The organism is Bradyrhizobium sp. USDA 4504, assembly GCF_054063995.1.
The window spans coordinates 1,590,112-1,604,088 of record NZ_JBSSGV010000001.1 but is presented as its reverse complement, the minus strand read 5'-3'; the positions used below and the strand labels follow the sequence as shown (position 1 = coordinate 1,604,088).

Annotated in this window: 12 protein-coding genes; 4 read left to right on the top strand and 8 right to left on the bottom strand. The window is 65.4% G+C overall.

Annotated elements, in window-relative coordinates; genetic code table 11:
- The first annotated feature begins 16 nt into the window (after window positions 1-16).
- Together ACVMB1_RS06910 and ACVMB1_RS06905 are read left to right on the top strand one after the other, a co-directional pair.
- Window positions 17-1,201 carry an HlyD family secretion protein gene (locus ACVMB1_RS06910; RefSeq protein WP_168857120.1) on the top strand — a complete coding sequence of 395 codons (1,185 nt, stop codon included), beginning with the start codon at window positions 17-19 and terminating at the stop codon, window positions 1,199-1,201.
- Window positions 1,202-1,209: 8 nt separating this feature from the next.
- A complete protein-coding gene (locus tag ACVMB1_RS06905) occupies window positions 1,210-2,823 on the top strand; it encodes a DHA2 family efflux MFS transporter permease subunit (RefSeq protein ID WP_083715182.1) in 1,614 nt (537 codons plus the stop codon).
- Between the two features lie 45 nt (window positions 2,824-2,868).
- On the opposite strand, the gene ACVMB1_RS06900 is transcribed toward ACVMB1_RS06905, so the two are convergent.
- The 3 genes from ACVMB1_RS06900 to ACVMB1_RS06890 all read right to left on the bottom strand — a co-directional run bounded on the left by ACVMB1_RS06900 (window position 2,869) and on the right by ACVMB1_RS06890 (window position 5,984).
- The gene (locus tag ACVMB1_RS06900) at window positions 2,869-4,512 is read right to left on the bottom strand and encodes a benzoate-CoA ligase family protein (protein ID WP_057015865.1); all 1,644 of its coding nucleotides are present in this window, start codon (window positions 4,510-4,512) and stop codon (window positions 2,869-2,871) included.
- A gap of 158 nt (window positions 4,513-4,670) precedes the next feature.
- Entirely contained in the window at window positions 4,671-5,486 is an 816-nt protein-coding gene (locus ACVMB1_RS06895; protein ID WP_456814198.1) for an alpha/beta hydrolase, read from the bottom strand.
- Between the two features lie 3 nt (window positions 5,487-5,489).
- Window positions 5,490-5,984, bottom strand: coding sequence for a MarR family winged helix-turn-helix transcriptional regulator (locus ACVMB1_RS06890; protein ID WP_016845834.1), 495 nt, complete (start codon window positions 5,982-5,984; stop codon window positions 5,490-5,492).
- A 294-nt stretch (window positions 5,985-6,278) separates the two neighbouring features.
- Here ACVMB1_RS06890 and ACVMB1_RS06885 point away from each other — a divergent pair, with 294 nt between their 5' ends.
- Window positions 6,279-7,445, top strand: coding sequence for an ABC transporter substrate-binding protein (locus ACVMB1_RS06885; RefSeq protein ID WP_057015863.1), 1,167 nt, complete (start codon window positions 6,279-6,281; stop codon window positions 7,443-7,445).
- 21 nt (window positions 7,446-7,466) lie between these two features.
- Window positions 7,467-7,919, top strand: a complete 453-nt coding sequence (locus ACVMB1_RS06880; RefSeq protein ID WP_141339932.1) for a cupin domain-containing protein — start codon at window positions 7,467-7,469, stop codon at window positions 7,917-7,919.
- A 134-nt stretch (window positions 7,920-8,053) separates the two neighbouring features.
- On the opposite strand, the gene ACVMB1_RS06875 is transcribed toward ACVMB1_RS06880, so the two are convergent.
- From ACVMB1_RS06875 to ACVMB1_RS06855, 5 genes are all read right to left on the bottom strand, one after another.
- Window positions 8,054-9,295 (bottom strand): flavin-dependent oxidoreductase, encoded by a 1,242-nt coding sequence (locus tag ACVMB1_RS06875; protein WP_456814197.1) that lies wholly within the window; start codon window positions 9,293-9,295, stop codon window positions 8,054-8,056.
- Between the two features lie 267 nt (window positions 9,296-9,562).
- Window positions 9,563-9,958 carry a RidA family protein gene (locus ACVMB1_RS06870; RefSeq protein WP_038382134.1) on the bottom strand — a complete coding sequence of 132 codons (396 nt, stop codon included), beginning with the start codon at window positions 9,956-9,958 and terminating at the stop codon, window positions 9,563-9,565.
- 1 nt (window position 9,959) lies between these two features.
- Entirely contained in the window at window positions 9,960-10,799 is an 840-nt protein-coding gene (locus tag ACVMB1_RS06865; protein WP_194295415.1) for an enoyl-CoA hydratase family protein, read from the bottom strand.
- 11 nt (window positions 10,800-10,810) lie between these two features.
- Window positions 10,811-11,590, bottom strand: coding sequence for an SDR family NAD(P)-dependent oxidoreductase (locus ACVMB1_RS06860; RefSeq protein ID WP_456814196.1), 780 nt, complete (start codon window positions 11,588-11,590; stop codon window positions 10,811-10,813).
- Window positions 11,587-13,902, bottom strand: coding sequence for a bifunctional salicylyl-CoA 5-hydroxylase/oxidoreductase (locus ACVMB1_RS06855; RefSeq protein WP_456814195.1), 2,316 nt, complete (start codon window positions 13,900-13,902; stop codon window positions 11,587-11,589). Before ACVMB1_RS06855 ends, ACVMB1_RS06860 begins: the two co-directional genes overlap by 4 nt.
- Between the last annotated feature and the right edge of the window lie 75 nt (window positions 13,903-13,977).

Below are 13,977 nucleotides of genomic sequence, written 5' to 3'. Positions count from 1 at the left end.
ATCAGGGAGCACTGCCATGAGCCAGCATGAGACATCATTCAAGGCCGAGAGCCAGGTTCCGGCCGAGACCGCCAGGCAATTGATCGCACATCCGGAGGCCGCCAGGCCGCCCGCCGCCAAGGGCAGGCTTCGCCGCCTCCTGCTGGCCGGCGCGGCGCTCGCCGTCCTTTCGGGCGGCGCCTGGTACGGCTGGGATTACTGGACGGTCGGCCGCTTCCAGGTCTCGACCGACGACGCCTATGTGAAGGCCGATAACACGACGATCGCACCAAAAGTCTCCGGCTATCTCAGCGCGGTGCTGGTCGGTGACAATGAGCATGTGCGCGCCGGCCAGATGCTGGCGCGGATCGACGATCGCGATTTCAGGGTCGCGCTGGATCAGGCCAAGGCTGACGTCGCGGCCGCCGAAGCCGCGATCGCCAGCAAGCATGCGCAGCTCGATGTGCAGCAGTCGGTGATCGAAGCGGCACGTGCGACCCTCGCCGTCGACACCGCGACGCAGACCTTCGCCGAGCAGGAGAACAAGCGCTACACCGACCTCGCCGGCACCGGCTTCGGCAGCGTGCAGAACGCGCAGCAGGCGCAGTCGCGCTACGCCAGCGCACAGGCCGCCGTCGCCCGCGATACCGCGAACCTCGCCTCCGCGCTCCGCCAAGTGGAGCTGCTCAAGGCCGACATTGCACAGGCGGTCGCGTCGCAGGCGCGCGCAACCGCGCTCCAGCATCAGGCCGAGTTGAACCTCGGCTACACCACCATATCAGCCCCGATCGACGGCGTGGTCGGCAACCGCACCCTGCGCACCGGCCAGTTCGTCCAGGCCGGCACGCAGCTGATGTCGCTGGTGCCCGCCACCGGCGCCTATGTGATCGCGAACTACAAGGAAACGCAGCTCACCAATGTCCGCAAGGGTCAGCCGGTCGAGATCGCGGTCGACATGTTCCCGGGACAGGTGGTGCGCGGCCATGTCGACAGTCTCGCGCCCGCCAGCGGCCAGGAATTCGCGCTGCTGCCGCCCGACAATGCGACCGGCAACTTCACCAAAGTGGTGCAGCGCATCCCGGTGAAGATCGCGCTCGACGCGACGGCGGTCGAACTGCGGCCCGGCATGTCGGTCATCCCGACCATCGCAACCTTGTCGCAACCTGGCGAGGCGCCGCGCTCCGGCGCCTCTCCCAAGCTCGCTGTCGCCTCCTTCAAATAGGTGATGTCATGTCCGATCTCGCGCTCTCCTCCCCGGCTGCCGCGCCCCGCGCGGCACCCGCAGTGGTCGATCCCAACCGCGCCAGCATGGCCGTCTGGATCTCCATCGTCGCTGCCATGATCGGCGCGTTCATGGCGATCCTCAACATCCAAATCACCAACGCCTCGCTGCTCAACATTGAGGGCGGCATCGGAACCGGCGTCGACAACGGCTCCTGGATCTCGACCTCCTATCTGATCGGCGAGATCGTGGTGATCCCGCTGACCGACTATCTCAGCCGGGTGTTTTCCTTCCGCAAGATCATCATCGGCTTCGCCACCCTGTTTGCGATCTTCTCGGTCGCCTGTGCCTTCACCCACGACCTGCCCTCGATGATCGCGATGCGCGGCTTGCAGGGTTTCTTCGGCGGCGTGCTGATCCCGATGGCCTTCACGCTGGTTTTCACCAAGCTGCCGAAGGCCCAGCAGCCGGTCGGCCTTGCCATGTTCGCGCTCGCCGTGACCTTCGCCCCGGCGATCGGACCGACCATCGGCGGCTACCTCACCGAGAATTACGGCTGGCAGACCATCTTCTTCGTCAACGTGATCCCGACCGCGGTGATGGTCATCACCCTCTATTTCACGCTGGAACGCCAGCCGATGCAGCTGCATCTGCTGCGCGAGGGCGACTGGCTCGGCATCGCCACGATGGCGATCGGCCTGTCGTCGCTGCAGGCCGTGCTCGAGGAAGGCAACAAGAACGACTGGTTCGGCTCGCCCTTCATCGTCAAGCTCGCGGTGATCGCCGCCGTCAGCCTCACTCTGTTCGTCTGGATCGAGCTCGTCGTGGAAAAGCCGCTGATCCGGCTGCGCCTCCTGACCCAGCGCAGCTTCGGCTTCGGCACCATCTCGGCGGTGTTCGTCGGCTTCGCACTGTTCGGCTCGGTCTACCTGCTGCCGGCCTATCTCGGCCAGGTGCAGCGCTACAACGCCGAGCAGATCGGCCAGGTGCTGGCCTGGACCGGCCTGCCGCAGCTGATCCTGATCCCGCTAGTCCCGAAGCTGATGCAACGTTTCGATCCGCGCTTCATCGCCTTCACCGGCATGATCCTATTCGCGGTCTCCTCCTTCATGAACATCGCGATGTCGCTCGATTACTCCGGTGACCAGTTCTTCGTCCCGAACATCGTCCGTGCAATCGGCCAGGCTATCATGCTGGCCCCGCTGTCGGCGGTCAGCCTCGGCAGCGTCGCCCCGCAGGATGCCGCGGCGGCCTCCGGCATCTCCAACATGATGCGCAATCTCGGCGGCGCGATCGGCACGGCGCTGCTCGCCACCATCGTCACCAAGCGCGAGCAGTTCCACTCCAACATCATCGGCCAGTCGGTCGACCTCGGCCGCGAGGAAGTGCGCACCCGGATCGCCGAGGTGACCAATTACTTCCTCAGCCACGGCATCTCCGATCCGGCGACCGCGCATCATCAGGCGATCGTGGCGCTCGGCAATATCGTGAAGCGCCAGGCCCTGGTGCTTGGTTTCAGCGACACCTTTGCCGTGATCGGCATCGTGCTGGTGTTCGCCGCGATTGCGATCCTCTTGACCGGCAAGCCGAAGAACGCCGCCGGCGGCGGCGCGGCGCATTGATTTGTCGGGCGGCGGCCGCGAGCCGTCGCCCTCCGCTTTTGCTTGTCAGCTTGCCTCGCGCAGCTTGAAGCGCTGGATCTTCCCGGTCTGGGTCTTCGGCAGCGCCTCGACGAAGGCGATCGCGCGCGGATATTTGTACGGCGCGATCGTCGCCTTGACGTGATCCTGTAGCAGCTTGACCTCGACCTCGTCGCAGCGCGCGCCCTGCTTCAGCACGATGAACGCCGAGACGATCTGCCCCCGCTCCTCGTCAGGTGCGCCGATCACGGCGCACTCCGCGACATCGGGATGGCCGAGCAGCGCGGCCTCCACCTCGGGACCGGCGATGTTGTAGCCCGCCGAGATGATCATGTCGTCGGCCCGTGCCACGAAGGACAGCCGGCCGTTCTCGTCCCTGACGAAGGCATCGCCGGTGATGTTCCAGCCGTCACGGACATATTTGGTCTGCCGGGAGTCGGCGAGATAGCGGCAGCCGGTCGGACCGCGAACCGCCAGCTTGCCGACCTGGCCCGCCGGCAGCTCGTTCATGTCTTCGTCGACGATCTTCGCCTCGTAGCCGGTGACAGGCGTGCCCGTGGTGCCGCCGACGGCGCTGCCGGTGCGGTTGGTGATGAAGATGTGCAGCAGTTCAGTGCTGCCGATGCCGTCGAGGATCGGCTTGCCGGTCTTCCTGGTCCAGCTCTCGAACACCGGCGCCGGCAGCGTCTCGCCGGCCGAGACGGCGAGCCGCAGCGACGACAGATCGGCGCCCTTGTCCATCGCGGCCATCATCGCCCGATAGGCGGTCGGCGCGGTGAAGCAGATCGTCGCCTTGTAGGTTTCGATGATCCGGATCATCTCGCTCGGCGCCGCATTCTCCAGCAGCGTCGCGGTGGCGCCGAAGCGCAGCGGGAAGATCGCGAGCCCGCCGAGGCCGAATGTAAACGCAAGCGGCGGCGAGCCGACGAACACGTCGTCGGGCGTCACCTTGAGCACCTCGTTCGCATAACCGTCGGCAACGATCAGGAGATCGCGGTGGAAGTGCATGGTTGCCTTGGGCTCGCCCGTCGTGCCCGACGTGAAGCCCAGCAACGCGACGTCGTCGCGGCCGGTCTTCACCGCATCGAACTTGACCGGCTTGTTCAGCGCGATCCGGTCGAGCTCGGCGTCGTGGTTCTGCGTGCCGTCGAAATTGACGACCTGCTTGAGGAATTTGCTGGTCTTGGCGCAGGCCACCAGTTCATCCGCGATGCGGCTGTCGGTCAGTGCCAGCGAGATCTCGGCCTTGTCGACGATCTTGGCCAGTTCGCCGGCGCGCAGCATCGGCATGGTGTTGACGACGACGGCACCGGCCTTGGTCGCCGCGAGCCAGGCCGCGACCAGCGCCGGGTTGTTGCCCGAGCGGATCAGCACGCGATTGCCGGGCTTGACGCCGTAATTCTCCACCAGCGCGTGCGCCAGGCGGTTCGACCAATCGGTCAATTCCTTGTAGGTGCGCTGACGGCCATTGCCGATCAACGCGATGCGATCGCCCATCCCCTGCTCGACGATGCGGTCGGTCAGTTCGACCGCGGCGTTGAGATAATCGGGATATTGAAACTCCGGCCGGTCGAGCAGCAGTTGCGGCCATTGCGCTGATGGCGGCAGGTTGCGCCGCGCGAAATCGTCGACATGCCCGGATGGGCCGAGCCCGGGAAATTCACCTGACATTCGATTGCCCCTCGCTTTCCATCCAGAAAGGCCAAGACCAACGTCGAGAAGAACAAGGACGCCCGGCAGCGTTCCAATCGCCAATCATTTTATACTTAAAACAATTCGGCGCAAGGGTGGAAATCGCGCGGCAAACGCCGGCCGATCCTTCAAGAAGCTCAGATTTGCGTAAGCTGCTTCAGCCGCGCGACCATCGCCGAGCCCGGGTCGGCGAGCGGCGCAATCGCGGTGAAATGATTGGCGTCCGGCACAACGCCGAACCGCGTTGCGACGCCCGCTTTGCCCCAGACATCGACGATGGTCCGGCTCTGCCGGTGATATTCCGCGCTCTCGGCGCCGCCGACGACGGCATCGAGCGTCGCGCCCGCAGGCGGCGTCCAGGACAGCGGGCTCGCCGCCCTCGCTGCGGCGCGGTCGAGGCCAAGCGCCTTGTTGATGGAGGTGCCGACCAATGGCTCAAGCTCGAACAGGCCGGAGATCGCGTAAGTAGCCCTGACCAGGTCCTTCGGCAGCGACCCATCATAGGCCGGCCAATCGGTCGCGAGCATGCATGCGGCAAGATGTCCGCCTGCGGAGTGTCCCGACACGACCAGCGGCCGGCCGAGTCTGGCCAGTTCGCGGCACGCCGCACGCATCTCGCCGATGATGTCGCCGACCGTGACATTGGGACAGAGATCGTAGCTCGGCACCGCGACGCCGATGCCGTGACCATTGAGCCCTCGCGCGCAGTGGCTCGATGACGAGCCGTCGAGCGCCTGCCAGTAGCCGCCATGGATGAAGACCACGAGCGGGCCGTCACGATCGCCTTCGAACAGGTCGATGACGTTGCGGCTGCCCGGACCATAGGTCAGCCGCCGCGGCGGATGCTGCTCGCGATAGGCCGCGGAGTCCCTCGCCCAGCCGGCCATCAGCGCCGGATTTTCCGGCACCCGCGCCCGGTTGTTGTATTCGACCTCGTAATCGACCTCGCTCACGGCTTAAGCGCTCCTCGCCTTGGCGGAGCGCTGCGCCGAGCCCTTGGCCTTGGCGAGCAGCCGCATCAGTTCGCGGATATCCTTCGGCGAGAGATCGCCGAAGATATCGGCGATCCACTTCTCGTGCTCGGCGGCCATCTTGCGGAATTCGGCGCGACCGAGTTTTGTGAGCCGGATGAACTGCACGCGGCGGTCCGTCTCCGAGGTGCGGCGGTCGAGATGGCCCGATTCAACCAGGCGCTCGACCAGCCCGGTGACGTTGCCGTTGGATACCATCATCCGCTTCGACAGGTCCGACAGCGTCATGCCGTCGGACACCTTGTCGAGCTGGGCCATCAGGTCGAAGCGCGGCAGCGTGACGTCGAACTTCTCGCGCAGCCGGCTGCGCACCTCGCCTTCGATCAGCGTGGTGCAGGTCAGGAGGCGCAGCCACAGCCTGAGCTCGGTGCCGTGATCGTCGGGCAGTTCGACGGCTTTGGTTTCGGAATCGAGGATCATGCGGCGATCGTGCCTCCGCGGCGGGTTCCGGTCGGACCAATTGTTTTGAGCTTCAAGCAATTCGCGGCGCCCCGCAAGGACAATTGCGAATCGTGCCTGATCCGTCTGGGCAATCCTGCAATTTCTTTAAACTTCAAGCAATTGGCGCGGCGCTTGCATGGGGTGCGCCTGCATGATGCGCGACGATCGCCCTGACGCGATGCCACATCGCTTGCAGCGGTTGCGCGCGTCAGACTAAGCTGAGGCCAATTGGGCTGAAGCCGAAAACATCAAGGCAGTGGTCGGGGGAGAGACATGAAACAATTGACGAAGCTCGCGGGATTGGCGGCGCTGCTCGGTGTCGCCGTCACCCCGGCGGCCGCGCAGGAGAAGATCAAGATTGGCGTGCTGGTCACAACGTCGGGCCCGGCCGCGGCGCTCGGCCAACAGGTCCGCGACGGCTTTGCGCTCGCGATCAAGGACCTCGGCGGCAAGATGGCCGGCCGCGATGTCGAGATCGTCAACGCCGACGACGAACTGAAGCCCGACGGCGCGGTGGTCAAGGTGCGCGGCCTGCTCGAGCGCGACAAGGTCGATTTCGTGGTCGGCCCGATCTTCTCCAACATCCTGCAGGCGATCCACCGCCCGGTCACCGACAGCAAGACCTTCCTGATCAGCCCGAACGCAGGCCCCTCCAGCTATGCCGGCAAGGAGTGCAACCCGTTCTTCTATGTGACGTCGTACCAGAATGACCAGGTGCATGAGATCCTCGGCAAGGTGGCGCAGGACCGCGGCTACAAGCGCGTCTATCTGCTGGTGCCGAACTATCAGGCCGGCCGCGACTCCGTCGCCGGCTTCAAGCTCGACTACAAGGGCGAAATCGTCGAGGAATCCTACACGCCGCTGAACACGCTGGATTTCCAGCCCGAATTGTCCAAGATTGCCGCGCTGAAGCCGGACGCGCTGTTCACCTTCATGCCGGGCGGCATGGGCGTTAATCTCGTGAAGCAGTACAAGCAGGCCGGCGCCACCGTGCCGGTGCTCTCCGCCTTCACCGTCGACGAATCCACCCTGCCCGCGCAGCAGGACGCAGCGGTCGGCATGTTCGGCGGGGCGAATTGGGCCCCGAACCTCGACAATCCCCAAAGCAAGAAGTTCGTCGCGGCTTATGAAGCAGCCTACAACGGCGTGCCCGGCACCTATGCCATGCAGGCCTATGACGCAGCGTTGTTGATCGACAGCGCGGTGAAAGCCGTGAAGGGCGATCTCTCCAACAAGGACGCCGTCGCGGCTGCGCTGAAGAAGGCCGACTTCACCTCGCTGCGCGGTAACTTCAAGTTCAGCAACAACGGCTATCCGATCCAGGATTTCTACCTCACCAAGGTCGCGAAGCGTCCGGACGGCAAATTCCAGACCGAGATCGTCGAAAAGGTGTTCTCGAATTATGGCGATCGCTACGCCAAGGACTGCGCGGCGAAGTAGATCATAGGAGCAAGCATGAGCATGAAAGACGAGATTGCGGGCATCACCCGCGCCAATGAAGGCATGCAGGGCATTTCCTGGAGCATCCTTGGCCAGACCTACGTGCCGAAGAGCCGCACCGAGCATTCATTCTCCTGGCACGCCACCTTCCCGCCGGGCACCTTCGTTCCTCCGCATATCCACCCCGACCAGGACGAGTACCTCTATATCCTCGAGGGCAAGCTCGACTTCATGCTCGACGGCGCCGACGAATCCGCAACTCCTGGCGATCTGGTTCGGCTGCCGATGGGCAAGCCGCACGGCATCTTCAACAAGTCGCAGCAGCCCGCCAAGACGCTGTTCTGGGTGTCGCCGACGCGGAGGCTCTACGACCTGTTCTGGGCGATCCACAACATGAAGGAACAGAACCCGGACGACGTGGTGCGGCTCGCCGCCGAGCACAACATCCACTTCCTGCCGCCGCCTCAGGCTTAGCTTATTCCGTCATTGCGCGCGAAGCGAAGCAATCCATATTTCCGCGATTGCGGAACGATGGATTGCTTCGTCGCTTTGCTCCTCGCAATGACGGTGTGGAGATGGCCTGCCGGACGTCTCCTCCTGCAAAGGACCTACTGCCGCGCCACCACGCGCGCGGCAAAGCCGGCCTTGGCCGCATAGCCGCGTACGATCGCCTCGCGCGCCTCGTAATTGAGGATGGTGTCGACGTCGGTAAAGCCCTGCGGCGCGAGCTGCTCGACGGCGTCGATCACGCCCTCCGGCCCGCCGCGGCGGTTGGAGGCGACGATGTCGGCGGTCATCGGCAGCCGCTGCCGCTCATAGGCCGCCAGCGCGTGGCGCGGATGCTCCGCCCGCGCCAGCAGGTCGGCCAGGCAGCGCGCATCGAGGATCGCCTGCGATGCGCCGTTCGAGCCGACCGGATACATCGGATGCGCGGCGTCGCCGAGCAGCGTGACCCGGCCGCTCGACCAATACGGCAAGGGATCGCGGTCGCAGCACGGATACTCCCAGAACTCAGGCGTCGCGTTGATCAGGCCGGCGAAGTCGACCTGCGGGATCGTGAAACCAGTGACATAGGGCATCATCTCGTCGCGCCGGCCGAGATTGGACCAGCCCTCGCGGCGCGGCGGCGGCGAGGTGCCGTCGCCGATCCGCACCAGCACCGCCCAGTTGGTGAGGCGGCTTGCCGGGCTCGAGCCCGGCGCGATCGGATAGATCACGGCCTTGGCGTTCAGGCCGCCGGCGATGATCATCGAGCGCCCGGTCAGGAACGCCGGCCAGTCGGTCGCGCCGCGCCACAGCATCAGGCCGTTCCAGCACGGCCCGCCCTCGTCCGGAAACAGCGTCTGCCGCACTTTCGAATGGATGCCGTCGGCGCCAATCAGGATGTCGCCGCGCGCGGTATGCACATGGGCGCCGCTGCGATCGAAGAAATAGGCCGAGACGCCGCCCTCATCCTGGGTGAAGGAGCCGAGCCGGCAGCCGGTGTGGATCGCATCCGCGCCGAGCCGATCGATCACGGCCTGATGGATCACGCTTTGCAGACGGCCGCGATGGATCGAGAATTGCGGCACGTCGTGGCCGGCATCGAGCCCGCGCTTCTCGTGCCAGACCTGCTGGCCATGTCGCGTCAGATAGAACAGCTCATAGGTGCGGATCGCCACCTCGTCGAGCTTGTCGAGCAAACCAAGCCCCGCCAGCTCGCGGATCGCATGGGGCAATGTGTTGATGCCGACGCCGAGCTCGCGGATCGTTTCGGACTGCTCGTACAGCTCGCAAGCGATGCCGCGCGAGCGCAGCATCAGCGCAGTGGTGAGGCCTCCGATTCCGCCTCCGACGATAATCGCCTTCATCGTCCTCACCTCCACTCACAACAGGACGCTTTTACGCTTTGGGCTAAGGTCGCATGGCCCGTTGCCCGCCCGCAAGCGGCTTTGTCGCCCTGGTCGCGGGCCTGCCGGTGCCGATTGGGCTTAGGCTTAACATTGCTTCAGCGCATTCCCTTCCATCTCCGTCACCCTGAGGAGCGCGGAACGCGCGTCTCGAAGGGTCGACGGCCACCAGCCGGGCCGTGCATCCTTCGAGACGCGCTGCGCGCTCCTCAGGATGACGGCTCACGGTTAATCCGGCACCACCGCAATCGCCTGGATTTCCACCTTGGCGCGGTCCTCGATCAGGCCGGCAACCTGGATCGCGGTCATCGCCGGAAAGCGCCGGCCGATGATGTCGCGATAGACCGTGCCGATCTCCTTCAGCCGCGCGGAATATTCCTTGCGGTCGAGCAAGTACCAGGTCATCGACACGATGTGCTCGGGCCCGGCCCCGCCGGCGGCGGCGACCGCGACGATGTTGCGCAGGGTCTGGCCGATCTGCGCCACGAGATCGTCGGTCTCGAACACGCATTGTCCGTTCCAGCCGATCTGGCCCGCGATGAAGAGCTGTTTGCCGCGCGCGGCCATGCCGTTGGCGTAGCCGATCGGCTTGGCCCATCCTTGGGGTTGCAGGATCTCGATCATCTCAATTGCCCTCGAAGGCCGGTTTCTGCTTGGCGGCGAACGCCTCGAAGGCGCGGCGGAAATCGCCGGTGACCATGCAGATCGCCTGCGCCTGCGCTTCCGACTCGATCATCTCGTCGACGCCCATCGCCCATTCCTGGTTGAACATCGTTTTCGTCACGCCATGCGCGAACCACGGCCCATCCGCGAGCGAGCGCGCCAATTCATGCGCGGCACCGGCGAGTTCCGCCGGCGGCACCAGACGGTTGTGGAAGCCCCACGCAAACCCTTCCTCGGCGCTCATCGCACGCCCGGTGTAGAGCAGGTCGGCCGCATGGCCCTGCCCGATCACGCGGGGCAGCAACCCGCATGCGCCCATATCGGCGCCGGCAAGGCCGACGCGGGTGAACAGGAACGCGGTCTTGGCTTGCGGCGTCGCCAGCCGCAAATCGGACGCCAGCGCCAGCATCGCCCCGGCCCCGGCGCAAATGCCGTCGATCGCTGCGACGATGATCTGCGGGCATTTGCGCATCGCCCGCACGACCTCGCCGGTCATCCGCGTGAAGGCCAGCAGGTCCGGCATCGCCATCCGCGTCAACGGCTCGATGATCTCGAACACATCGCCGCCGGAGCAGAAATTACCCTCGGCGCCGGTCAGCACGATGGCGCGGACATCGGCGGCGTATTTGAGATTGGTGAAGAGATCGCGCAGCTCCTCATAGGACTCGAAAGTCAGCGGGTTCTTCTTGTCCGGCCGGTTCAGCGTGATGGTCGCGACACGGCCGCTCGCATCGACCTGCCAGCGGAAGTGCTTGGCGGGATAATCCTTGAACGGCCGTAGCTTTGCTTTCATCTCGGACATGACGTGTTCCTTCACCCGGTAAAGACTTCGCCGCCGGCGACCGCGACGGCTTGTCCGTTGATTGACGATGCAGTCTCGGAGGCAAGCCAGAGGATGGCGTCGGCGACCTCCTCCGGCGTCACCAGCCGCTGCATCGGATTGACTTTGGCAAGCGCAGCGCGCGCCTCCTGCTCGCTGCGGCCGGTCTTGGCGACGATGTTCGCGGCGGCATCCGCCACCAGCGGCGTATCGGTGTAGCCGGGGCAGACCGCATTCACGGTGACGCCGCGCCGTGCATATTCCAGCGCCAGCGAGCGCGTCAGGCCGATGACGCCGTGCTTGGCCGCGACATAGGCGGAGACGTAGGCATAGCCGGTGAGGCCCGCGGTCGAGGCGACGTTGATCACGCGCCCGCGGCCGCGCTGCGCCATGCCTGGCAGCACGGCTTGCGTCACCAGGAACACGCTGGAGAGGTTGCTCGCCAGCATGTCGGCCCACAGCGCCGCGCCGGTCTTGTCGAACGGCGCGCTCGCGGCCTTGCCGGCATTGTTGACGAGAATATCGATCGGGCCAACTTCGGCCTCGATCTGCGCGAAACCCTTGCTCACCGCGGATTCATCCGTCACGTCGATCGAAACCACGGCGCCGGCCTGCTTGTCGAGCGATGCCGCCGTCGCTTTCAGCGCGTCGATCCGCCGTCCGGTGATGCTGACGCGCACGCCGGCTTTTGCGAGTGCGATCGCCGTCGCGGCGCCGATGCCGGAACCGGCACCGGTCACCAGCGCATGTGCGTTGGGCCAGAAGCGTGTCATGCCTTCACTCCCGCGGCGGCGCGCTCGAGATTGGCCTCGTATTGCGACTTGCCCGACAGGTACTGCTTCGGCCAGGCGACCTGCTTGACGCCGATCTTCGCGGCCTCATGCAGCGTCCAGGCGGGGTCGGCGAGATGCGGCCGCGCGATGGCACAGAGATCGGCGCGGCCGGCGGCGATGATCGAGTTGGCGTGATCCGCCTCCGAGATCGCGCCGACCGCGATGGTCGCGATGCCGACCTCGTTGCGGATCTTGTCGGCGAACGGCGTCTGGTAGAGCCGGCCATAGATCGGATGGTCGTCGGCCCAGACCTGCCCCGAGGAGCAGTCGATCAGGTCGGCTCCCGCCTCCTTGAACAGCTTTGCGAAGACCAGCGCATCCTCGGGCGTGTTGCCGCCCTCGGCCCAGTCGTGACACGACAGGCGGACCGACATCGGCTTGTCCTCCGGCCACACCGCGCGGACGGCGCGGAACACCTCCAGCGGATAACGCGCGCGGTTCTCGATCGATCCGCCGTAGTCGTCGGTGCGGCGGTTGGTCAGCGGAGAGAGGAAGCTCGACAGCAGATAGCCGTGCGCGCAGTGCAGCTCCAGGATATCGAAGCCGGCGGCCGCAGCGCGCCTGGCTGCGGCGACGAACTGCTCGCGCACCTCGTCCATCTCGGCGCGGCTCATCGGCTCCGGAATCTGGCCGTCGGGCAGATAAGGCACTGACGAAGCCGACACCAGCGGCCAGTTGTGGTCCGGCAGCGCTTCGTCCATGCCTTCCCAGGCGACGCGCGTCGAGCCCTTGCGGCCGGCATGGCCGAGCTGGATGCCGATCCTGGCTTGCGAATTGTGATGCACGAAGTCGACGATGCGCTTGTAGGCCGCCGCCTGCGCGTCGTTCCACAGGCCGCAGCAGCCGGGCGTGATCCGCGCTTCCGGCGAGACGCAGGTCATCTCGGTAAAGAGAAGGCCGGCGCCGCCGAGCGCGCGGGAGCCGAAATGCACCAGATGGAAGTCGGTCGGCACGCCCTCCTCCGCCGAATACATCGCCATCGGCGAGACGATGATGCGGTTATGAAGCGACAGGCCGCGGATCTGGAACGGCGTCAGCATCGGCGGCGTGACCCGGTCGTTAGTCGCGGCCACGCCGCTGCGCTCCGCGAACCAGCGCTCATAACCCTCGAGCCAGGTCTTGTCGCGCAGCCGCAGGTTCTCGTGGCTGATGCGCTGCGAGCGGGTCAGCAGCGAATACATGAACTGTTCCGGCTCCAGCGTGTCGGCATAGCGCGAGCCGACCACTTCGAACCATTCCATCGCGTTGCGCGCGGCGTTCTGGATCCGCGCCACGTCGACCCGGCGCAGCTCCTCGTATGCCTTGAGCACCGCGGGAATGCTGTCGCGCGTCGCGCCGTGGATCTTGAACTGGTTGGTGAGCTCGATCGCATCCTCCAGCGCGAGCTTGGTTCCCGAGCCGATCGCAAAATGCGCAGTGTGGGCGGCGTCGCCCATCAGCACGACATGGCTGTTGCCGTTGAACGCGGTCCATTTGCCGCAGATCAGCCTGGGAAACGACAGCCAGGCCGAGCCGCGCAGATGCCGCGCGTTGGAGACCAGGTGATGCCCCTCGAGGATTTCCGCGAACACGTTCTCGCAGAACGCGATGGAGTCGTCCTGCTCCATCTTGTCGAGACCGTGGGCGAGATAGGCCTCCTCGGTGGTCTCAACGATGAAGGTCGCCGCGCCCTCCTCGAACTTGTAGATGTGCGCCTGGAACCAGCCATGCTCGGTCTTGCGGAAGTCGAAGGTGAAGGCGTCGAACGGACGGTTGGTGCCGAGCCAGATGTAGCGGTTCGGCCGCATCAGCATGTCGGGTTGGAACGCCTCGACGTATTTGGTGCGGATCTTCGAGTTGACGCCGTCGCATGCCACGATGAGATCGGCGTCGGGGAATTCGAGATCGGAATTCACCTCGCGCTCGAAGATCAGCTCGACGCCGAGCTCCTCGGCGCGCGCTTGCAGGATGTTGAGCAGCCGCTTGCGGCCGATGCCGACGAAGCCGTGGCCGGTGGTGCGCATGCGGCGGCCCTTGATCAGGACCTCGATGTCGTCCCAGTGGTTGAAGGCCTGCTCGATCGTGTCAGCGGTGACCGGATCCCATTTGCGCATGTTGTCCATGGTCGCATCGGAAAACACCACGCCGAAGCCGAAGGTGTCGTAGGGCCGGTTGCGCTCGACCACGGAGATCCGATGCGCGGGGTCCAGCATCTTCATCAGGATGCCGAAGTAAAGCCCGGCCGGCCCGCCCCCAATGCAAACGATCCGCATGGCGTTCTCCCGTTGGCTTCGGCGGCGCGGGCACGGACGAGGCGCGTTCCCCTGGAGCCGATACGGGATATTATT

Coding starts and splice junctions, on each gene's coding strand:
- ACVMB1_RS06910 (WP_168857120.1), top strand. CDS start 17: ATGAGCCAGCATGAGACATCATTCAAGGCCGAGAGCCAGGTTCCGGCC.
- ACVMB1_RS06905 (WP_083715182.1), top strand. CDS start 1,210: ATGTCCGATCTCGCGCTCTCCTCCCCGGCTGCCGCGCCCCGCGCGGCA.
- ACVMB1_RS06900 (WP_057015865.1), bottom strand. CDS start 4,512: ATGTCAGGTGAATTTCCCGGGCTCGGCCCATCCGGGCATGTCGACGAT.
- ACVMB1_RS06890 (WP_016845834.1), bottom strand. CDS start 5,984: ATGATCCTCGATTCCGAAACCAAAGCCGTCGAACTGCCCGACGATCAC.
- ACVMB1_RS06885 (WP_057015863.1), top strand. CDS start 6,279: ATGAAACAATTGACGAAGCTCGCGGGATTGGCGGCGCTGCTCGGTGTC.
- ACVMB1_RS06880 (WP_141339932.1), top strand. CDS start 7,467: ATGAAAGACGAGATTGCGGGCATCACCCGCGCCAATGAAGGCATGCAG.
- ACVMB1_RS06875 (WP_456814197.1), bottom strand. CDS start 9,295: ATGAAGGCGATTATCGTCGGAGGCGGAATCGGAGGCCTCACCACTGCG.
- ACVMB1_RS06870 (WP_038382134.1), bottom strand. CDS start 9,958: ATGATCGAGATCCTGCAACCCCAAGGATGGGCCAAGCCGATCGGCTAC.
- ACVMB1_RS06865 (WP_194295415.1), bottom strand. CDS start 10,799: ATGTCCGAGATGAAAGCAAAGCTACGGCCGTTCAAGGATTATCCCGCC.
- ACVMB1_RS06860 (WP_456814196.1), bottom strand. CDS start 11,590: ATGACACGCTTCTGGCCCAACGCACATGCGCTGGTGACCGGTGCCGGT.
- ACVMB1_RS06855 (WP_456814195.1), bottom strand. CDS start 13,902: ATGCGGATCGTTTGCATTGGGGGCGGGCCGGCCGGGCTTTACTTCGGC.